General features: G+C 71.2%; 17 protein-coding genes. 14 read left to right on the forward strand and 3 right to left on the reverse strand.

The annotated features are described in order from the left end of the window. The first annotated feature begins 9 nt into the window (after nt 1-9). The 12 genes from hydA (at nt 10) to mutM (ending at nt 11,638) form a co-directional block, all read left to right on the forward strand. Nucleotides 10-1,473 (forward strand): dihydropyrimidinase, encoded by a 1,464-nt coding sequence (gene hydA, locus FHX53_RS04725; protein ID WP_182490219.1) that lies wholly within the window; start codon nt 10-12, stop codon nt 1,471-1,473. A 29-nt stretch (nt 1,474-1,502) separates the two neighbouring features. Next, nucleotides 1,503-2,519, forward strand: coding sequence for a TIGR03842 family LLM class F420-dependent oxidoreductase (locus tag FHX53_RS04730; protein WP_182490220.1), 1,017 nt, complete (start codon nt 1,503-1,505; stop codon nt 2,517-2,519). Further along, the gene (locus FHX53_RS04735; protein WP_425488301.1) at nt 2,516-3,439 is read left to right on the forward strand and encodes an ABC transporter permease; all 924 of its coding nucleotides are present in this window, start codon (nt 2,516-2,518) and stop codon (nt 3,437-3,439) included. Before FHX53_RS04730 ends, FHX53_RS04735 begins: the two co-directional genes overlap by 4 nt. Continuing rightward, entirely contained in the window at nt 3,436-4,254 is an 819-nt protein-coding gene (locus FHX53_RS04740; RefSeq protein ID WP_182490221.1) for an ABC transporter ATP-binding protein, read from the forward strand. The genes FHX53_RS04735 and FHX53_RS04740 overlap by 4 nt, the downstream gene beginning before the upstream one ends. Nucleotides 4,255-4,277: 23 nt before the next feature. Next, nucleotides 4,278-5,078, forward strand: coding sequence for an ABC transporter permease (locus FHX53_RS04745; protein ID WP_343050819.1), 801 nt, complete (start codon nt 4,278-4,280; stop codon nt 5,076-5,078). Nucleotides 5,079-5,150: 72 nt separating this feature from the next. Further along, on the forward strand, nt 5,151-6,308 hold the full coding sequence (locus tag FHX53_RS04750) for an ABC transporter substrate-binding protein (protein ID WP_182490223.1): 1,158 nt from the start codon (nt 5,151-5,153) through the stop codon (nt 6,306-6,308). 99 nt (nt 6,309-6,407) lie between these two features. Further along, nucleotides 6,408-7,640 carry an FAD-binding domain-containing protein gene (locus FHX53_RS04755; protein WP_182490224.1) on the forward strand — a complete coding sequence of 411 codons (1,233 nt, stop codon included), beginning with the start codon at nt 6,408-6,410 and terminating at the stop codon, nt 7,638-7,640. A 40-nt stretch (nt 7,641-7,680) separates the two neighbouring features. Continuing rightward, nucleotides 7,681-9,048, forward strand: coding sequence for an aspartate aminotransferase family protein (locus FHX53_RS04760; RefSeq protein ID WP_425488302.1), 1,368 nt, complete (start codon nt 7,681-7,683; stop codon nt 9,046-9,048). A 96-nt stretch (nt 9,049-9,144) separates the two neighbouring features. Continuing rightward, complete coding sequence (locus FHX53_RS04765) at nt 9,145-9,684, forward strand: YceD family protein (protein ID WP_182490225.1); 540 nt, start codon at nt 9,145-9,147, stop codon at nt 9,682-9,684. 49 nt (nt 9,685-9,733) lie between these two features. Then, entirely contained in the window at nt 9,734-9,937 is a 204-nt protein-coding gene (gene rpmF / locus FHX53_RS04770; protein WP_055856078.1) for a 50S ribosomal protein L32, read from the forward strand. A gap of 112 nt (nt 9,938-10,049) precedes the next feature. After that, nucleotides 10,050-10,685, forward strand: coding sequence for a ribonuclease III (gene rnc / locus FHX53_RS04775; protein WP_220476232.1), 636 nt, complete (start codon nt 10,050-10,052; stop codon nt 10,683-10,685). After that, nucleotides 10,685-11,638, forward strand: a complete 954-nt coding sequence (gene mutM, locus FHX53_RS04780) for a bifunctional DNA-formamidopyrimidine glycosylase/DNA-(apurinic or apyrimidinic site) lyase (protein WP_182490227.1) — start codon at nt 10,685-10,687, stop codon at nt 11,636-11,638. The genes rnc and mutM overlap by 1 nt, the downstream gene beginning before the upstream one ends. 21 nt (nt 11,639-11,659) lie before the next feature. Here mutM and FHX53_RS04785 read toward each other — a convergent pair whose 3' ends face one another. Beyond that, nucleotides 11,660-12,751: a GNAT family N-acetyltransferase gene (locus tag FHX53_RS04785; protein WP_182490228.1), complete on the reverse strand. Its 1,092-nt coding sequence runs from the start codon at nt 12,749-12,751 to the stop codon at nt 11,660-11,662. Between the two features lie 106 nt (nt 12,752-12,857). Here FHX53_RS04785 and FHX53_RS04790 point away from each other — a divergent pair, with 106 nt between their 5' ends. After that, nucleotides 12,858-16,571 (forward strand): AAA family ATPase, encoded by a 3,714-nt coding sequence (locus tag FHX53_RS04790; protein WP_182490573.1) that lies wholly within the window; start codon nt 12,858-12,860, stop codon nt 16,569-16,571. 80 nt (nt 16,572-16,651) lie between these two features. Beyond that, a complete protein-coding gene (locus FHX53_RS04795) occupies nt 16,652-17,572 on the forward strand; it encodes an IS481 family transposase (protein ID WP_182490229.1) in 921 nt (306 codons plus the stop codon). Nucleotides 17,573-17,629: 57 nt separating this feature from the next. Here FHX53_RS04795 and FHX53_RS04800 read toward each other — a convergent pair whose 3' ends face one another. Together FHX53_RS04800 and FHX53_RS04805 are read right to left on the reverse strand one after the other, a co-directional pair. Continuing rightward, nucleotides 17,630-19,288, reverse strand: coding sequence for an alpha-amylase family protein (locus tag FHX53_RS04800; RefSeq protein WP_182490230.1), 1,659 nt, complete (start codon nt 19,286-19,288; stop codon nt 17,630-17,632). Continuing rightward, nucleotides 19,285-20,289 carry a TIGR03885 family FMN-dependent LLM class oxidoreductase gene (locus FHX53_RS04805; RefSeq protein WP_182490231.1) on the reverse strand — a complete coding sequence of 335 codons (1,005 nt, stop codon included), beginning with the start codon at nt 20,287-20,289 and terminating at the stop codon, nt 19,285-19,287. Before FHX53_RS04805 ends, FHX53_RS04800 begins: the two co-directional genes overlap by 4 nt. Nucleotides 20,290-20,330: the final 41 nt, after the last annotated feature.

A 20,330-nucleotide genomic window follows, 5' to 3' on the forward strand; every position in this document is an offset into this window, starting at 1 on the left:
AGGAGCACCATGAGCACCATCCTCATCACGGGCGGAACGGTCGTGAGCGCCACGGGGCGCGGAGCCGCCGACGTCCTCATCGACGGCGAGCGCATCGTCGCCGTGCTCGAGCCCGGCTCGACCGTGCTCGGCCACGACCTGCGCGGCTCGGTCGACACCGTCATCGACGCGACGGGCAAGTACGTCATCCCCGGCGGCATCGACGCCCACACCCACATGGAGCTGCCCTTCGGCGGCACCGCCGCGATCGACACCTTCGAGACCGGCACGATCGCGGCCGCGTGGGGCGGCACGACGAGCATCATCGACTTCGCCGTGCAGACGGCGGGGCAGAAGGTCTTCGACGGGCTCGGCGCCTGGCACGAGAAGGCCGCGGGCAACTGCGCGATCGACTACGGGTTCCACCAGATCGTGGGCGGCGTCGACGACGATTCGCTGGATGCCCTGCCGAGGCTCATCGACGAGGGCATCACGAGCTACAAGATGTTCATGGCGTACCCCGGCGTCTTCTACGCCGACGACGCCCAGATCCTCCGCGCGATGCAGGTCGCCGCCGAGCACGGCCTCATGACGATGATGCACGCCGAGAACGGCCCCGCGATCGACGTGCTCGTCGCGCAGCTGCTCGCCAAGGGCAAGACCGACCCGTACTACCACGGGGTCGCGCGCGCCTGGCAGATGGAGGAGGAGGCGACGCACCGGGCGATCATGCTCGCGAACCTCACCGGCGCGCCGCTCTACGTCGTGCACGTGAGCGCGAAGCAGGCCGTCGAGCAGCTCGCCGCCGCGCGCGACATCGGTCAGAACGTCTTCGGCGAGACGTGCCCGCAGTACCTGTACCTCTCGCTCGAGGAGCAGCTGGGGGCCGTGAGCGAGAAGTACGGCGCGTTCGAGGGCGCGAAGTGGGTGTGCTCGACGCCGCTGCGCTCGCGCGCCGAGGGCCACCAGGACCACATGTGGCAGTCGCTGCGGACGAACGACATCCAGATGGTGTCGACCGACCACTGCCCGTTCTGCATGAAGGACCAGAAGGAGCTCGGCCTCGGCGACTTCTCGAAGATCCCCAACGGCATCGGCTCGGTCGAGCACCGCATGGACCTCATGTACCAGGGCGTCGTGACGGGCCAGATCACGCTCGAGCGCTGGGTCGAGATCACCTCGACCACGCCCGCGCGCATGTTCGGGCTCTACGGCAAGAAGGGCGTCATCGCTCCGGGCGCCGACGCCGACGTCGTCGTCTACGACCCGAACGGCCACACCTCGATCGGCATGCCGGTCGACGACGAGGGCCGCCCGACGGGCCGCAAGCACCACATGAACATGGACCATGCGGCGTGGGAGGGGTTCGAGATCGACGGGAAGGTCGACACGGTGATCTCGCGCGGCTCGGTCGTCATCCGCGACGACGCCTTCCACGGGCGGGCCGGGCACGGTCAGTACCTGCGCCGCGGCCTCAGCCAGTACCTCGTCTGAGCCTCCGAATCACCGAGAGAAGAGCATCCATGGACTTCGGAGCAGTACTCCAGACCAACCCGCCCGCCAGCCGCATCGTCCACCTCGCGAAGCTCGCCGAGCAGTACGGCTTCAGCCACGTGTGGACCTTCGACAGCCACATCCTGTGGCAGGAGCCGTACGTCATCTACTCGGCGATCCTCGCCGAGACGCACCGCGTGAAGGTGGGCCCCTTCGTCACGAACCCGGCGACGCGCGACTGGACGGTCACGGCGAGCGTCTTCGCGACCCTCAACGAGATGTACGGCAACCGCACCGTCGTCGGCATCGGCCGCGGCGACTCGGCCGTCCGCGTCACGAACGGCAAGCCGACGACGCTCAAGGAGCTGCGCGAGTCGATCCACGTCATCCGCGAGCTCGGCAACTCGCGGGCCGTCGAGTACAACGGCACGATGCTGCAGCTGCCGTGGAGCCACGGCAGCGAGCTCGAGGTGTGGGTCGCCGCGTACGGCCCGCTCGCGCTCAAGCTCACGGGCGAGGTCGGCGACGGGTTCATCCTGCAGCTCGCCGACCTCGACATCGCCAAGTGGATGATCGAGACGGTGCGGACGGCCGCCGACAACGCCGGACGCGACCCGATGAGCATCACGTTCTGCGTCGCGGCGCCCATGTACATCGGCACCGACTGGGATCACATGCGCAACCAGACACGGTGGTTCGGCGGCATGGTCGGCAACCACGTCGCCGACATCGTCGCCAAGCACGGCGAGGGCAGCGACGTGCCGCGGGCCCTCACCGACTACATCGCCGGGCGCGAGGGCTACGACTACAACACGCACGGCAAGGCGGGCAACGACCACGTCGACTTCGTGCCCGACGAGATCGTCGACCGGTTCTGCGTGCTCGGCTCGGCGCACGACCACATCGAGAAGCTCGAAGCGCTCCGCGACCTCGGGGTCGACCAGTTCGCCGGCTACCTCCAGCACGACAACAAGGAGGAGACGCTGCGCGTCTACGGCGAGACGATCATCCCCGCGCTGCGCGGCGCGAAGCGGGCCACGGCGTGACCGACGCCGCGATCGCCCTCACGCCGCCGCGCCGGCGCGCGCGCGATCGCGGCGCGCGACTGCGGCTGTGGGGCTACGGGCTGCTCGGCATCGTCGTGCTCGGTCTGATCTGGGAGCTGTACAAGGCGCTCGGCCCGGCCGACGGGCTCGTCATCGCCGACGCGCGCATCCTGCCGCGCACGAGCGACCTCGCCATGCCGCACCTGTGGGACATGGCCTCGCGCCTCGCCGAGCCCGTCACGCGCGCCGACGGGGCGAGACCGCTGTGGCTCGAGATCGTGCTCGCCGCCTCGCTCACGCTCGGCATCGCGGCCGCGGGCTGGGTCGTCGGCGTCGTCGTCGGCATCGCTCTCGCCCTCGTCATGCAGCGCTGGCGCCTCGCCGAGTCGGCGATGCTGCCGTGGATCGTCCTGAGCCAGACGGTGCCGCTCATCGCGTTCGCGCCGCTCGTGCGGAGCTGGGGCTCGCGCATCGAGATCGGCGCCTTCGAGTGGCAGGACTGGATGAGCGTCGCCGTCATCGCGAGCTACCTCGCCTTCTTCCCCGTCGCCGTCGGCGCGCTGCGCGGGCTGCAGGCGCCCGACGCGATCCACCTCGAGCTGCTGCGCACCTACTCGGTCGGCTGGTGGGCGACGCTGCGGAGCGTCCGGCTCCCCGCCGCCGTGCCCTACCTGCTGCCGGCGCTCCGACTCGCGGCGGCGAACGCCGTCGTCGGGGCGATCGTCGCCGAGGTCTCCACGGGCCTGCAGGGCGGCATCGGGCGCCTCATCATCCAGTACGCCGGGCAGGCGAGCGGCGACCCGGCGAAGGCGTGGGCGCCGATCGCGGGCGCCGTGGCGCTCGGACTCATCGCCGCCGGATCCGTCGCGATCCTCGGCCTCATCTTCCGGAACTACCGACGCGCGGAGGCGACGCCATGACCCCGACCAGCACCCCGACCGCAGTGAGCGCGCGGGGAGTCGACAAGACGTTCTCGACCAAGCAGGGCGAGGTCGTCGCGCTCAGCGGAATCGATCTCGACGTCGCACCCGGCGAGTTCATCTCGCTCATCGGGCCATCCGGATGCGGGAAGTCGACGCTCCTGCGGATCATCGCCGACCTCGACTCGCCGAGCTCGGGCACCGTCGAGGTCTTCGGCACGAGCGCCCACCAGGCGAGGCTCGACCAGCGCTACGGCATCGCGTTCCAGCAGGCGGGCCTCCTCCCGTGGCGCACGGTCACGGGCAACATCGCCCTTCCGCTCGAGCTGCACGGCGTGGGGCCGGCCGAGCGCGCCGCGCGCGTCGACGAGCTCGTCGCGCTCGTCGGCCTCGGCGACTTCGCGCAGAAGTTCCCCGATCAGCTCTCCGGCGGCATGCAGCAGCGCGTCGCGATCGCCCGCGCCCTCGCCGAGAAGCCCGCCCTCCTGCTCATGGACGAGCCCTTCGGCGCGCTCGACGAGATGACGCGCGAGTACATGCAGACCGAGCTGCTGCGCATCGCCGCCGAGACGGGCGCCGCGGTGGTCTTCGTCACGCACTCCATCCCCGAAGCCGTGTACCTGAGCGATCGCGTCGTCGTCATGTCTCCCCGCCCCGGCCGCATCGCCGACATCGTGCCGATGCGCCTCGGCCGCGCCGCCGACCGCGCCGACGACCTGCGGGAGGACGGCGCGTTCTTCGAGATGATCACCGCGGTCCGTGAGGCGCTCCACGGCGCCCCGGTCACGGGGCCGCGCGGAGTCGAGACGCGATGAGCCGGGTGACGACGAGCCGGGCCGTGGCGAGTCGAGCGACCGCGAGCCGGAACGCGCCCGCCGTCGAGCGCGCCCCGAGCTCGGCCGAGCGCGTGCTCGCGCCGGTCATCCTCGGCGTCGTGGTCATCGTGCTGTGGCAGCTGCTCGCCGGGAGCGGCCTCATCGAGGCGTACCTGCTGCCGAGCCCCGCGGCGATCGGCGAGGAGATCGCCCAGTTCGCGCCGTCGATGGCGAGCGCGGCAGGGCTCACGGGCCTCAACGCGCTCATCGGCCTGCTGGCGGGCACGATCGTGGGCATCGTCGCGGCGCTGCTGGCCTCCGCCGCGCGCATCGTCGACGGGATGCTCGCCCCGATCGTCGCCGCCCTCGCGGTCGTCCCGATCGTGGCCCTCGCGCCCGTGCTCAATACCGCCTTCGGCGCGGACGCGCAGACCGGCAGGCAGCTCATCGCGGCGCTCGCCGCCTTCGTGCCCGTCTTCATCAACACCGCGCGCGGGCTCCGGCAGACGCGCCCCGTGCACCGTGACCTCATGCGCGCGTACGCCGCGACGCCCTGGCAGGCGATGCGGACCATCACGCTGCGCACCGCCGCGCCCTTCACGTTCACGGGCATCCGCCTCGCGTCGTCGCTCGCCGTCATCTCCGCCCTCGTCGCCGAGTACTTCGGCGGCCCGCGCGGCGGGCTCGGCGGGCTCATCTCGACCTCGGCCGCCTCGAGCGCGTACGCCCGCGCCTGGGCCTACGTCGTCGCCGCGATCGTTCTCGGTCTCGCCTTCTACCTCGTCGCGCTCGCCATCGAGCGCGCCGTCGCGCGTCGCACCTGACGCGAGCGCACCGCCGTTCCTGACCACCAGACCCCGCACCACACCACCCGGGAATCACTGAAAGGACACGACATGATCCACAGCACCCGTCGCTTCGCGACGATCGGCGCGCTCGGCCTCACCGCCGCGCTCGCACTCTCCGCCTGCGCCGCCGACACGGGAGGCACCGACGGCGGCTCGGGCGGCTCCGGCGGCGACGAGCTCACCGAGGTCAAGCTGCAGCTGCAGTGGCTGCCGCAGGGCCAGTTCGCCGGCTACTTCGCCGCGCAGGACCAGGGCTACTTCGAGGAGGCCGGCCTGGACGTCGAGATCATCCCCTCCGGCGGCGACATCGTGCCGCAGGACGCCCTCGCGAACGGCGACGTCGACTACGCGATCGCCTGGGTGCCGAAGGTGCTCGGCTCGATCGAGGCCGGCGCGAGCGTCACCAACATCGCGCAGATCTTCCAGCGCTCCGGCACGCTGCAGGTCGCGTGGGTCGACAGCGGCATCGAGTCGGTCGCCGACTTCGAGGGCAAGAAGATCGGCTCGTGGGGCTTCGGCAACGAGTGGGAGATCTTCGCGGCCATGGCCGAGGAGGGTCTCGACTCGTCGACCGTCGAGATCATCACGCAGGACTTCAACATGAACGCCTTCCTCTCCGGCGACATCGACGCGGCGCAGGCGATGACGTACAACGAGTACGCGCAGGTGCTCGAGACGGTGAACCCCGACACCGGCGAGCTCTACACGGCCGATGACCTCACCGTCATCAGCTACGAGGAGACCGTCGGCGCGATGCTGCAGGACGCCATCTGGGCCGACACCGAGCGCCTCGAGAGCGACGAGGGGTACCAGGAGACCACGGTCGCCTTCCTCAAGGCCGTCATCAAGGGCTGGGTGTACGCCGCCGAGAACCCGGAGGACGCCGCGCAGATCACGATCGACGCCGGCTCCGGCTGGGGCCCGAGCCACGAGCTATGGATGGTCAACGAGACCAACAAGCTCATCTGGCCGGCGCCGGACGGCATCGGCTACATCGACGAGGCCGCGTTCGACGACACCGTCGCCGCCGCGCTGAGCGCTGTCAACGAGTCGGGCGCGAGCCTCATCACCGAAGAGCCCGCGGAGGGCGTCTGGACGAACGAGTACATCGAGCAGGCTCTCGCCGAGCTCGATGAGGAGGGCGTCGACGTGTTCGGCGAGGGCTTCGAGCCCATCGAGGTCGAGCTCATGGAGGGCGGCAACTAGCCGCTGCGCCTCACCACCTGCGGGGGTGGGATGCTCGAGTCGAGCATCCCGCCCCTTCCCCGCCCCCGGCTCCCAGCCGACAGGCCGCACGATGTCCCCATGACGTTCGACGCCACGCGCGCCGCGGGCCGGGAGCGGCTCGCCGACTTCGTCCCCCGAGCCGGTCGCGCCTACGCCGCCGAGCGCAACGTCGACCGTGGCCCGAACGATCGCGCGAACGTCTCGACGCTCTCGCCGTGGGTGCGGCACCGCCTCATCACCGAGCGCGAGGTCGTCGAGGCGGTGCTCGAGCGCCACTCGCTCGACGCGGCGGGGAAGTTCGTGCAGGAGGTCTACTGGCGCACGTACTGGAAGGGCTGGCTCGAGCTTCGGCCGAGCGTGTGGGCGCGGTGCACGGCGGCGATCGCGCCGGCGCTCGAGGCGCTGAGCGCCGCCGAGCTCGCGACCTACGAGGACGCCATCGCCGGGCGCACCGGCATCGAGGGCTTCGACGACTGGGCGCGGGAGCTCGTCGAGTACGGCTATCTGCACAACCACGCCCGCATGTGGTTCGCGAGCATCTGGATCTTCACGCTGCGCCTGCCGTGGCAGCTCGGCGCCGACTTCTTCCTGCGCCACCTTCTCGACGGCGACCCGGCCTCCAACACCCTGTCGTGGCGGTGGGTCGCGGGCCTGCAGACCGTCGGCAAGACCTACCTCGCGACGGCGCAGAACATCGACTTCGCGACCGAGGGCCGCTTCCGGCCCACGGGGCTCGCGGCCGAGGCGGTCGCGGTGAGCGACGACGCGCCCGTGCCGCCGCCCGCCGCGCCGCCGGTCGTCGTCGCGCCGCCGCGCGGGCGCGTCGCGCTCCTGCTGCACGAGGACGACCTGCACGCCGAGAGCCTCGCCGCGCAGCTCGAGACGGCCGGTGCCGAGGTCGTGGCCGTCGCGAGCCCGGCGGCGGGGGAGGAGCGCTCCCCGATCGGGATGCGCGGCCCGCTCGTGGCCGAGTTCACCGCGCACGCGCTCGCCGATGGCCGCGATCGCGCGGCGACCGCCTTCGGGGCACCGGCGAGCGCGCTCGACGGGATCCGGGCATCCGCGCTCATCGAGTGGGCGCGCGCCCACGGTGCGACGGCCATCGTGACGCCGCACGCGCCCGTCGGCCCCGCCCGCGCGCGGCTCGACGAGGCCTCCGCCGAGCTCGCCGCCGAGGGGCTGCCGCTCACGATGCTGCTGCGCGAGTGGGATGCGACGGCATGGCCGCACGCGACGCGCGGGTTCTTCCCGTTCCGCGAACGGATCCCTGCGCTCCTGCGCACTCAGCGAATCGGCCGCGACGGACGATAATGAGCACCATCCCGTCCCTCCGACTCAAGGACCGATAGCGATGACCGACACTATGAACCGGTCGCACACCACCCAGCCCGACCTCGACCCGGCCGACGGCGCCCGCGCCCTCGAGCTCGATCGCCAGTACGTCTTCCACTCCTGGAGCGCTCAGGGCGCCCTCGCCCCGTTCGTCATCGCGGGCGCCGCGGGCTGCGATGTCTGGACGTACGACGGCGAGCGCTACCTCGACTTCTCGAGCCAGCTCGTCAACACCAACATCGGCCACTCGCACCCGAAGGTCGTCGCGGCGATCCAGCACCAGGCGGCCGAGCTCGCGACCGTCGCCCCCGCGCACGCCAACCTCGTGCGCGGCGAGGCGGCCAGGCGCATCGTCGAGAAAGCCGGCCCCGGCTTCGCGAAGGTCTTCTTCACCAACGGCGGCGCCGACGCCATCGAGAACGCCATCCGCATGGCGCGCCTCACGACCCGCAAGCACAAGGTCCTCTCGACCTTCCGCAGCTACCACGGCAACACCGGCGCCGCGATCGCCGCGACGGGCGACTGGCGGCGCATGCCCAACGAGTACGCGTGGGGCCACCTGCGCGTGTTCGGGCCGTTCCTGTACCGCAGCGAGTTCCACGCGACGACCGAGCAGGAGGAGTGCCAGCGCGCCCTCCAGCACCTCGAGCGCACGATCCAGGCCGAGGGCCCCGACACGATCGCGGCGATCGTGCTCGAGTCGGTGCCCGGCACGGCCGGCATCTTCTCGCCGCCCGCCGGCTACCTCGCGGGCGTCCGCGCGATCTGCGACCGGTACGGCATCGTGTGGATCGCCGACGAGGTCATGGCCGGCTTCGGCCGCACGGGCGAGTGGTTCGCCTGGCAGGGCGAGGCCGTCAACCCCGAGGGCGTCGTGCCCGACCTCATCGCCTTCGCAAAGGGCGTGAACTCCGGCTACGTGCCCGTCGGCGGCGTCGTCATCTCGCCCGACATCGCCGCGGCCTTCGACGAGCGCGTCTTCCCGGGCGGCCTCACCTACTCGGGCCACCCGCTCGCGATGGCCTCGATCGTCGCCTCGATCGACGCGATGACCGACGAGGGAATCGTCGAGAACGCGAAGATGATCGGCGAGAAGCACCTCGGGCCCGGCCTGCGGGCGCTCGCCGAGAAGCACGAGATGATCGGCGAGGTGCGCGGCCTCGGCGTCTTCTGGGCTCTCGATCTCGTCACCGATCGCGCGACGCGCGAGCCCGTGCCGGCCGCCGTGATCGGGAAGCTCAAGGCCGAGCTCATGAAGCGGCACGTGCTGCCGTTCGCCGCCGACAACCGCATCCACGTCGTGCCGCCGTGCATCGTCACGCCGGAGGAGGTCGAGCGCGCGCTCGTCGCCTACGACGAGGCCTTCGCGGCCGTCGCGGCCGGCTGACGGCCCCCGCGCGCCGAGCGCGACGCGTCCGCATCGACGGCGGGCGGGCATCCTCGAATCGGATGCTCGCCCGCCGTCGTGCGAGAATGGAGCGTTATGCCTACCTCCCCCTACCGCGTCGACGTGCGCGACCTCATGCACCGCGCAGGCGAGATGCGCGAGAAGTCGCTCGCCTTCGACGTGCCCGAGCAGCTCGGGGCCTCCGTCGTCACGGTTCCGCAGGGGACGCCCACCGAGATCGACCTTCGGCTCGAGGGCCTGCACGAGGGGATCCTCGTCTCCGCGACCGTCACGACTACCGCCGTGGGCGAGTGCGTGCGCTGCCTGGACCGCGTCGAGCTGCCGCTCGAAGTCGAATTCCAGGAGGTTTTCGCGTATTCTCCTGACGACGCCTTCGACTACACGGTTCACGACAACCACGTGGATTGTGAACCTGTTGTTCGGGATGCGGTAGTGCTGTCGCTGCCGTTCCAGCCGGTGTGCCGACCCGATTGCCCCGGTCTCGATCCCGAGACCGGCGAGCGCCTGGCCGACCACCCGGAGCGGAAGCCGCGCGAGATCATCGATCCGCGCTGGGCCGCTCTGCAGGGCTTTGCCGCAGAGACCAGCGACAGCACCGACCAGAGCACGAACTGACGGAAGACTCCGGCGCCCTCGCGCGCTGACACGAGAGAGAGAAGAGATCATGGCTGTTCCCAAGCGGAAGAAGTCGCGCGCCAACACCCACGCGCGCCGCTCGCAGTGGAAGGCGGAGGTTCCCACCCTCGTCAAGACCATCGAGAACGGCAAGGTCGTCTACAGCCTGCCGCACCGCGCCCGCGTGGTCGAGGACTCGGCGGGCACCCCGCTGTTCCTCGAGTACAAGGGCCGCAAGGTCGCCGACGTCTGAGGTGTCCGGCGCCGCGTCGTCTCAGCAGAGTCGGACGCCCGCTCGCGCCCGCGAGAGCACTCCTGATCGCTCGGAGCTCACGCGGGCGCTCGGCGTCTCCGTCGACCCCGAGCTGCTCGAGGTCGCGCTGACCCACCGCTCGTGGGCCTACGAGAACAACGCGCCCCGCAACAACGAGCGCCTGGAGTTCCTCGGCGACGCCATCCTCGGGCAGGCCGTGACGGTCATGCTCTACTCGCGCTACCCCGACCTCGACGAGGGCGACCTGGCCAAGCGCCGCGCCTCGCTCGTCTCGGCGGTCGCGCTCGCGGAGGTCGCCCGCGCCATCGGTCTCGGCGACCACCTCAAGCTCGGCAAGGGTGAGGAGCTCACGGGCGGCCGAGACAAGTCGTCCATCCTCGCCGACACGCTCGAGGCGCTCATCGGTGCGACCTTCCTCGACCTCGGCGACGATGCCGCGACCGACCTCGTCCTGCGCCTCGTCGCGCCCCTCGTCGCCGACCCCTCGCGCTTCGGCGCGGCCATGGACCCGAAGACCTCCCTCCAGGAGCTCGCCGCCCAACTCGGCCACGGGCTACCCGTCTACGAGCTCACCGAAACCGGCCCCGACCACTCGAAGCGGTTCATCGCGACGGTGCACCTGTCCGGCGAGGCGATCGCCTCCGGCGAGGGCACGAGCAAGAAGCAGGCCGAGATGGCCGCGGCGCTCTTCGCCTGGACGACCCTTCAGGGCCCCTTCTCGGCCTGATGCCCGAGCTGCCCGAAGTCGAGGTCGTCAGGCACGGACTCGCCCCCGCCATCACGGGCTCGACGATCATCTCCGTGCGCGTGCTCGACGAGCGCTCGCTGCGCCGGCACGACGGCCCGGCGGAGGACTTCGTCGACCGACTGACCGGCGCCCGCATCGACTCGGCCGTGCGCCGGGGCAAATTCCTGTGGATGCCCGTGGCCGTCGGCGGCGCCGCTCCGGCGGGTGAGTCGGGCGCGTTCGGCGACCCGGTCGAGGCCGTCGTCGTCCACCTCGGCATGAGCGGCCAGGTCCTGCTGCGGAGCGTCGACGCCGAGGTCGCCCCGCTCACGCGCATCGTGCTCGGCGTCGCGCATCCCGATCATGGACATCTGCGCGTCGACTTCGTGGACCAGCGCATCTTCGGATCGATGGCGCTCGACCCGCTCGGACGCACGCCCGATGGCGCGCCCGGCGGGCACGGCAGCGCCCTACCCCTCGTGCCGGGGCAGGTGGCGCACATCGCGCGGGACCCGCTCGATCCCGCCTTCGACGAGGCGCGGTTCCTCGCGGCGCTCCGCACCCGCCGCACGGGGATCAAGCGCGCCCTGCTCGACCAGGGACTTGTGAGCGGCATCGGAAACATCTACGCCGACGAGTCGCTGTGGGCGGCGCGCCTGCACTACGACCAGCCGACGTCGACGATCTCTGCGCGGAAGGCGCGCGAGCTGCTCGGCGAGGTTCGCACGGTGCTGCGCCGCGCGCTCGAGGAGGGCGGCACGAGCTTCGACGCGCAGTACGTCAATGTCAACGGCGCCTCCGGGTACTTCAGCCACTCGTTGCGCGCCTACGGGCAGCACGGCTCGCCGTGCTCGCGCTGCGGGCGGATGCTCGTGCGCGAGCAGTTCATGAACCGCGGGTCGCACTTCTGCCCCCGCTGCCAGCGCCTGCGCGCGGTGCGCGGCGCGGACTGAAACGGACAACCGCGGTCGTCGCTACGTCAGACTCAGGTCCTTTCGCCACGCGCCCTCGTAGATGAACGGCCGGAACCCGAGCGCCTCGTTGACGTCGAGCATGTGGCGGTTCTCCTCGGCGTTGTAGGTCGTGATCGCCCGACGATCGGGGTGGCGCTCCTGCAGCAGTCGCAGGTTATCGGCCTTGAGCAGGAGCCCCAGGCGGTGCCCGCGGTGCTCGCGCAGGACGAGCGTGTCCTCCTGCCAGGGCGAGCGGTGCTCCTCGGCCGGCACGGCGATCTCGGTGAACCCCACGAGCGCGCCCGACGGCACGTGCTCGACAGCCGTGGTGAGCGCGACCCGCACGCCGGCGTTCGCCTCCTCGTCGGTGAGGAGGCGCTCGATCGTCCACGTATCCTCCGGCTCCTCGAGCCCCGCGCTCGGCGCGTCGGTGCTCATACGGGTGAGGAGGTGCACGACGTCCTCCCGCCACTGCGCGGGCGTGCGATCGACCCACGAGTGCAGGCGGTACTCCGCCTCCGGCGCCGATGCGCGAGCGCGAGCCGTCGCGGCAGCGAGAAGCTTCGTGTCGACGGGGAGCTGCAGACGAGAGCCGCGCTCGACCTGCTCGAGCGTGTAGCCGAGGTCGCGCAGCAGCCGCACCTCGGGGTTGCCGGCGGGGACGGAGCCGAACCCGGTGGGAGCATCCACCTGCTCGATCGCGCCCGACCCGCCCGCGGGCTCGGGCGAGGGCGCGTACACGATGAACTTCGAGCGCCCCTCGGCCCGCGCCGCCTCCTCGAGTGCGAGGCTCAGCGCGCGCCCGATGCCCCGACCGCGGAACTCGGGCAGCACCTCGGCGATCATCCACGCCGTCTCGGTCTCGTCGACGCGCCGCTCGCACACCCCGCGCGCGACGATGCGCCCGTCGACGCGCGCGACGAGCAGGGTCTTCGGCTCGTGGGGGTCGAGCCAGCCGGGCAGGAGCAGCTCGGCGCTCGCCGCGACGTCGTCCGTGCCGGCATCGTGGACGCGCACCGCGTTGCGGACGTCGACGCTCGCGCGGAAGTCCTCCGCCCCGGGGGCGTCGAGGCTCGTGGGGATGCTCAACTGCTCGATCGTGAACGTCGTCATCGTGCGCCTCCTGAACCGTCGGCCAGCCCGCCAGGCTACAGCGCACCGAGCCGCTACGGTAGGGACGATCGACCACCGACCACCGACCCCCGAGACGGAGCGCCGCGTGCACCTGAAGAGCCTGACTCTCAAGGGCTTCAAGTCGTTCGCGCAGCCGACCACCTTCCAGTTCGAGACGGGCGTGACGTGCGTCGTCGGCCCGAACGGCTCGGGCAAGTCGAACGTCGTCGACGCGCTCGCCTGGGTCATGGGCGAGCAGGGCGCGAAGACCCTCCGCGGCGGCACGATGAGCGACGTCATCTTCGCCGGCACCGCGACGCGCGGGCCCCTCGGTCGCGCCGAGGTGCAGCTGACGATCGACAACTCCGACGGGATGCTCCCGATCGAGTACACGGAGGTCACGATCTCGCGCACGCTGTTCCGCAACGGCGGCAGCGAGTACGCCATCAACGGGCAGTCGTGCCGCCTCCTCGACGTGCAGGAGCTCCTGAGCGACTCGGGTCTGGGCCGCGAGATGCACGTCATCGTCGGCCAGGGCCAGCTCGACACCGTGCTGCACGCGAGCCCGGAGGAGCGCCGGGGCTTCATCGAGGAGGCCGCCGGCATCCTCAAGCACCGTCGCCGCAAGGAGAAGACGGTCCGCAAGCTCGAGGCGATGCAGTCGAACCTCACGCGCCTCAACGATCTCGCGGGCGAGATCCGCCGCCAGCTGACCCCGCTCGGTCGGCAGGCCGAGATCGCGCGCGAGGCGCAGACGATCGCCGCGATCGTGCGGGATGCCCGCGCGCGCCTCCTCGCGGACGAGGTCGTGTCACTGCGCTCGTCACTCGCCGATCACCAGCGCAGCGAGAGCGAGCGTACGAGCGAGCGCATCGTCGTGCAGGAGCAGCTCGATCAGGCGCGCATCCGCGTGTCACGGATCGAGAGCCAGATGGTGGGCGACGCCGTCGATACCGCGCGCCGCACCTCGTTCGCGCTCGAGCAGGTGCAGGAGCGCGTCCGCTCGCTCAGCTCGCTCGCGCAGCAGAAGCTCACGCTGCTGAGCCAGCAGTCCGAGCTTCCCGGCATGCAGTCGACCGTCACGCAGGCCATGGTCGACGCGGCGCTCGCCGAGGCGGAGACCTTGCAGTCGGGCGTCGCGGACGCTGAGCGCGCCGTCGGCGAGGCCGCCGCCCGCACCGCGACCGCGCGCGCCGCCCTCGACTCGCTCGACGAGGAGATCGCGGCGCAGTCGGCGCTCGTCTCGCAGCACGACCTCGAGCTCGCGGGGCTCGCGAGCCGCGTCGACGTCGCGCGCTCGACGCTCGCGGCCGCACGCGGCGAGCTGCTGCGCCACGAGCACTCGCTCGAGGCCGCGCGTGCCCGCCAGGAGTCGTCGCGCGCCGAGCTCGCCGCGCTCCCCGCGCTCGAGGACGCCGCGGACGCCGACGCCGAGCTCGACGACGCCCTCGGCGCCGCCGACGCGCGCGTCGCGGCGCTGTCGTCGACGATCGACTCCGAACGGGATTCCCTGCACGCCCTCGAGCGCGAGCGCGACGCCCTCGCCGCTCGCGTGAGCGCCCTCTCGCAGGCGATCGACTCGGGCGACGGCGCCTCGGGTCTCATGGGCTCGGAGGGCGTGCGGGGTCTCGTGGCGGACCACCTGCAGGTGAAGCCCGGCTTCGAGACCGCGATCGCCGCAGCCCTCGGCACGCTCGCCGAAGCGGTGCTCGTCGACGACCTCGACGCCGGTCTCGCGGCCCTCGAGCGCGCGCGCGAGGCCGAGGCCGGACGCGTCGAGGTCGTCCTCGCCGAGCTGCGCACCGCGTCGGCGCCGACGTCGGTCCTCCGCTCGACGGGCGGGCTCGTTCCCGCGATCGACGTCGTCACCGCCCCGCCCGGCGTCGCCGACCTGCTCTCGCGCACCCTCATCGCCGACGATCTCGCCGCTGCGCGCGCCGCCTGGCCCGCGATCGAGCGGCTCGGCGCCGTGACTGATGCGGTCAACGTCGTCACGCGCGAGGGCGACGTGCTCACGCGCTCCGTCCTCCGCGGCGGCTCCGGCGCGGGCCGCAGCCGGCTCGAGCTCGCTGCTGAGCGCGATGCCGCCGCCGAGCGTCTCGCCGACGTCTCGACGGGCATCGAGGGCGCCCGCTTCGGCCTCGACGAGTCGCGCACTGCGCTCGCCGACGCGCGTCGCACCGCGACCGAGGCGCTCGCTGCCGTCCGCGACCAGGATGCCCGCCGCGCGGCCCGCAGCGAGCAGGTCTCGCGCGCCCGCGCCCAGGCAGATGCGGCCGATGCCGAGGCTGCGCGCCTCGCCGCATCGCTCGAGAAGGCGCAGGAGGTCGTGCGCGAGGCCGAGTCCGGAGTCTCGCGCGCCGAGAGCGCCCACGCCGACTTCGCGGCGCGCCCGCGCCCCATGCTCGACGCGAGCGCGCGCGACGGGCTCGTCGGCGAGCTCGAGACCGCCCGCGCGACTGAGATGGAGCGCCGCATCGAGCTCGAGACCGCGCGCGAGCGCGTCCGCGCCGAGCGCGACCGGGCCGTGCAGCTCGAGCGCCGCCGCGAGGCGGAGCGCGCTGCCGCCGAGGAGGCCGCGCGTCGCGCTGTCCTCCGCCAGAGGCAGGTCGAGCGCGCCGCACGCGTCGCCGACGCGGTCCCCGCCGTGCTCGCCGCCGTCGACCGCGCCGTCGCCGAGGCCCGCGTCGAACTCCACCGCGCCGAGACCGAGCGCCAGCAGCAGAACGAGGAGCTCGGCGAGCTGCGCCGCTCCGAGTCGGCGCTGCGCGAGCGCATGCACGCGATCACCGAGAACGTCCACGGTCTCGAGCTGCAGATCTACGAGAAGAAGCTGCACCTCTCGAAGCTGCTCGAGCGCGCGGGCGACGAGCTCGGTCTCGTCGAGGACGTGCTCGTCGCCGAGTACGGCCCCGCGGTGCGGGTGCCGGATGACGACGCCCTCACCGCTGCGGCCCGTGCAGTCGCCGATGCGGTCGCCGCCGAGGCCGCCTCCCGCGTGAGCCCCGATCCGGATGCCCCGCTCTTCGACCCCACGACCGACGAGGAGTCGGCTCGTGTCGCGGAGCTCGTCGCCGAGGGCCGCGCGCACCCGCTCGCCGCGTCCGCCGCCGGCGTCGATGCGTCGGGGGCTCTCGCGGGGCGCCCCTTCGACCGTGCCGAGCAGCAGGCGCGCCTCGCGCGCGCCGAGCGCAAGCTCAGCCAGCTCGGCCGCGTGAACCCGCTCGCCCTCGAGGAGTTCGCCGCTCTCGAGCAGCGCCACAAGTTCCTCAGCGAGCAGCTCACCGATCTCGCGAACACGCGCCGCGACCTGCTCGCGATCATCGACGAGCTCGACGACACGATGCAGCACATCTTCGCCGCCGCGTTCGCCGACACGAAGGATGCCTTCGACCGGGTCTTCCCGATCCTCTTCCCCGGCGGCACCGGCCAGCTGCTCCTGACCGACCCCGAGAGCATGCTCACGACGGGCATCGAGGTCACGGTCAAGCCCGCGGGCAAGAAGATCGAGCGGCTCAGCCTGCTCTCGGGCGGCGAGCGCTCGCTCGCGGCTGTCGCGCTTCTCATCGCGATCTTCAAGGCCCGACCGAGCCCGTTCTACATCATGGACGAGGTGGAGGCGGCGCTCGACGACGCGAATCTCGGCCGGCTGCTGACGATCTTCCGCGATCTGCGCGAGAGCTCGCAGCTCATCATCATCACGCACCAGAAGCGCACTATGGAGATCGCCGACGCCCTCTACGGCGTGAGCATGCGGCAGGACGGCGTGAGCGCCGTCGTCGGTCAGCGCGTGCAGGCGCCTGAGGAGCGCGCGAGCTAGCTGTAGTTCCCAGGCAGGTTGTTCAGGTCGAGCTCCTCCAGGCTTGAGGGTGTCTAGTTGCTCTCACCTGAAGGAGCCCGATGGAGCTTCACGCTAATGCCCGTTTGTCTGTGGAAGGTCGCCGGCTGCTGTGTCGACGCGTCCGGGAACTGAACTGGAAAGTCGCCGACGCGGCCTTCGCCGGTGGAATCAGCGAGCGTCGCGCCTACGAATGGTTGGCCCGATTCGATGCCGGCGAAAACCTCACCGACCGTCCCTCACGGCCGAAGTCGTCACCGAACAGAACCCCGGCACGGGTGGAGGCGGTGATCGTGCAGCTGCGGAGGCTGCGCAAGACCGCCTCCACGATCGCCGCGCTGCTTCGGATGGCGGTCTCCACCGTCTGCGCCGTGCTCGCCCGCGTCGGCTTGAATAGGCTCTCCAAGCTCGACCCGCCGGAGCCGGCGAACCGCTACTGCCGTCGGCACGCGGGAGAGCTGATCCACCTCGACATCAAGACCCTGGGCCGCTTCCGCCGCCCCGGCAAGCGAGCTCTGGGCCAGGGAGCAGATCGCCGCAGCGCCGGCGCCGGCTGGGAGGCGGTGCACGTCGCCGTGGATGACGCCACCCGGCTGGCTTATGTCGAGGTGCTGGCCGATCAGACCGCTGCGACCACGGTCGGGTTCCTGCGTCGCGCGATCGCGTGGTTCGCCGCCCGCGGCGTCACAGTGCAGGAGGTGATGACCGATAACGGCTCCGCTTACGTCTCTCGACTCTGGGCTGCGACCTGCGCCGAGGTGGGGCTGGTCCACATTCGTACTCGTCCTTACCGGCCGCGCACGAACGGGAAGGCCGAAAGGTTCATCCAGACCCTGCTACGGGAGTGGGCCTACGCGGCGACCTATCGCGACAGTGAGCATCGTCGGGCGGTCCTGCCAGAATGGGTGCGCTACTACAACACGCAGCGACCCCATGGCTCTCTCGGCCACAGAAGCCCGATCACCGCACTCGCGGCGGCATGAACAACGTCACTGGGAACTACAGCTAGCGTGCCCCTGCAGATCCCCGCACGTGCGCGGTCAGCTGAGGCGCTTGTCGTCGGTGGAGTGAACGCGCAGCCAGCGGTGGTCGAACGCCTCGAGCGCGAGAGAGACGCGCCCCTTCTCGTCGGCGACGACCCCGCCGTCGCGCAGCAGCTCGACGAGCTCGGCATTCGACCCCATGCCGTTCGGCAGCGCGAAGTCGATCACCTGCGGGTCGGAGGAGAAGTTGTGCACCGCGATCATGCTCCCCTCCGTGCCCTGGATCGCATGCACGAGCACGCAGTCCACGCCCGCGTCGATGATCGTGAGCTCGCCCCACCCGATCTCGACGGAAGCGCGGTAGCGGCGGATGAGCTTCTCGAAGAACGCGAGCAGCGAGTCGGGGTCTGTGCGCTGGTCGGCGGCGTTCACGTGCGCGGGGCCGAAGCCGTCGGGCGTCACAGGGGCCACGAGCCGGCGCGAGCGAGCCCGTGAGAATCCGCCGTTCGCGGCCGAGTTCCACTGCATGGGCGTCCGCACGGCGAGCCGACCGGGCTGCTCCAGGTTCTCGCCCATGCCGATCTCCTCGCCGTAGAAGATGACGGGCGTGCCCGGCAACGAGAACAGCAGGCTGTAGACCATGCGCACGTGGCGCGGGTCTCCGGCGAGCATCGTCGGCAGTCGGCGGCGGATGCCCCGATCGAACACGCGCATCCCCTCGTCAGGGGCAAACGCCTCGAAGACCTCCATGCGCTCCGCCTCAGTGAGCTTGTCGAGGGTGAGCTCGTCGTGGTTGCGCACGAAGTTCGCCCACTGCGACTCCTGGGCCAGGACGGGGCGCTCGCGCAGCGAATCGGCGAGGGGCCGAGCATCCTGTCGGGCGAGCGAGAGGTAGAGATTCTGCATGCCGACGAAATCGAACTGCATGGTCAGCTCGTCGGATGCCTCGCCGCCGAAGTACTCGTACTGCTCCTCGAAGGGCAGGTTGACCTCACCGAGCAGCACTGAGTCGCCCGCACGACGGGTGAGGTACTTGCGCAGCGACCGCAGCAGCTCGTGCGGGTCCACGCCCGGGTCGCCGTCCTGCTGGAGGAACGGTACGGCGTCGACGCGGAAGCCGCTGAAGCCGAGCTCCATCCAGTACCCGATGACCTTCGCGATCTCGTCGCGCACCTTCGGATTCGCGAGGTTGATGTCGGGCTGGTGGTGGTAGAAGTTGTGCAGGTAGTACTGGCCGGTCTTCTCGTCGAGCTGCCAGACGCCGTCCTCCTTGTCGGGGAAGACGTTGGTCGGCGCCCCCTTCGGGATCTCGTCGCGCCAGACGTAGAAGTCGCGAAACGGGTTGTCCCTGCTCGAGCGCGACGCCTTGAACCACGGGTGCTGGTCGGAGGTGTGGTTGACCACGAGGTCGGCGATGACCCGCATCCCGCGATCCTTCGCCGTGCGCAGCACCTCGACGAGGTCGCCATGGTGGCCGAGCCGCGAATCGACCCCGTAGAAGTCGATGATGTCGTAGCCGTCGTCGCGCCCCGGGGTCGGGTAGAAGGGCATGAGCCACAGGCACGTCACGCCGAGCTCTGCGAGGTAGTCGATGCGGTGGGCGAGACCCTCGAAGTCGCCGACGCCGTCGTCGTTGAAGTCCATGAAGGTCTCGATGTCGAGGCAGTAGACGACGGCGGTCTTCCACCACAGGTCGCCCGTGTCGGTGAGTCTCATGCTCGCGCTCCCATCGGTACTGCTCCTGCCGGCTCTGCTCGCTCCGTGAATGCGGCGAGGATTCTCGGCGCGACCTGCTCGAGGAAGGGCCGTTGCTCGACCGGGACGTGATGGATGTACGCGCCGTCGTAGCCCGTGTCGAGCATCCGCCCGACGGACTCGACCACGTGGTCGGCGCTGTCGGTGACGACGACGGAGGCGCGCACGTCGTCCGGTCGCACGTGCGCCGCGGCCTGTGCGAACGCGCGGGGCGAGTCGAGATCCCAGCACAGGGGAGGGGCGAAGACGTTGGTGCGCCACTCGTGGAAGGCCGAGTCGAGAGCCTCCTGCTCGGTGTGCGCCCAGGAGACGTGAATCTGCACGAGCACGTCGCCGCGCCCCCCGGCGTCGCGGTAGGCGTCGCTCACGCGGCGCAGCTTCTCGTCGCTCTGGTTGACGGTGATGAGACCGTCGGCCCACTCGGCGGCCCATGCCGCGGTCTCGGGCGTGACGGCGGTCGCGAGGACGGGCGGAGGGGCGTCCGGCCGGGTCCAGAGACGCGCGTGGTCGACGCGCACGAGGCCGTCGTGGGTGACCTCCTCACCGGCGAGCATGGCGCGGATGACGTCGACGCACTCGCGCAGCCGCGCGTTGCGGACCTCCTTCGGCGGCCACGGGTCGCCCGTGATGCGCTCGTTGAGGTTCTCGCCGCTGCCGAGGGCGACCCAGTAGCGGCCGGGGTTCATGGCCTCCAGGGTCGCGATGGCCTGCGCGCTGATGGCGGGGTGGATGCGCTGGCCGGGGGCGTGCACCTGGCCGATGAGCATGCTCTTCGCGCGCTCGAGCGCGGCGCCCATCCAGGCGAAGGAGAAGGCGGATTCGCCCTGCTCCTCGCTCCATGGCGCGAAATGGTCGCTGCCCATCGCGTCCGTGAAGCCGATCTCCTCCGCGAGGGCGACGGCCTCGAGCAGGGCGCGGGGTTCGATCTGCTCGTGCGAAGCGTGGAATCCGATGCGGGTCATGCGTCCTCCTTCGAACCCCCCGACCCTACGGAGATCCGACA

The organism is Microcella alkalica (assembly GCF_014137945.1).
Lineage (GTDB): Bacteria > Actinomycetota > Actinomycetes > Actinomycetales > Microbacteriaceae > Microcella > Microcella alkalica.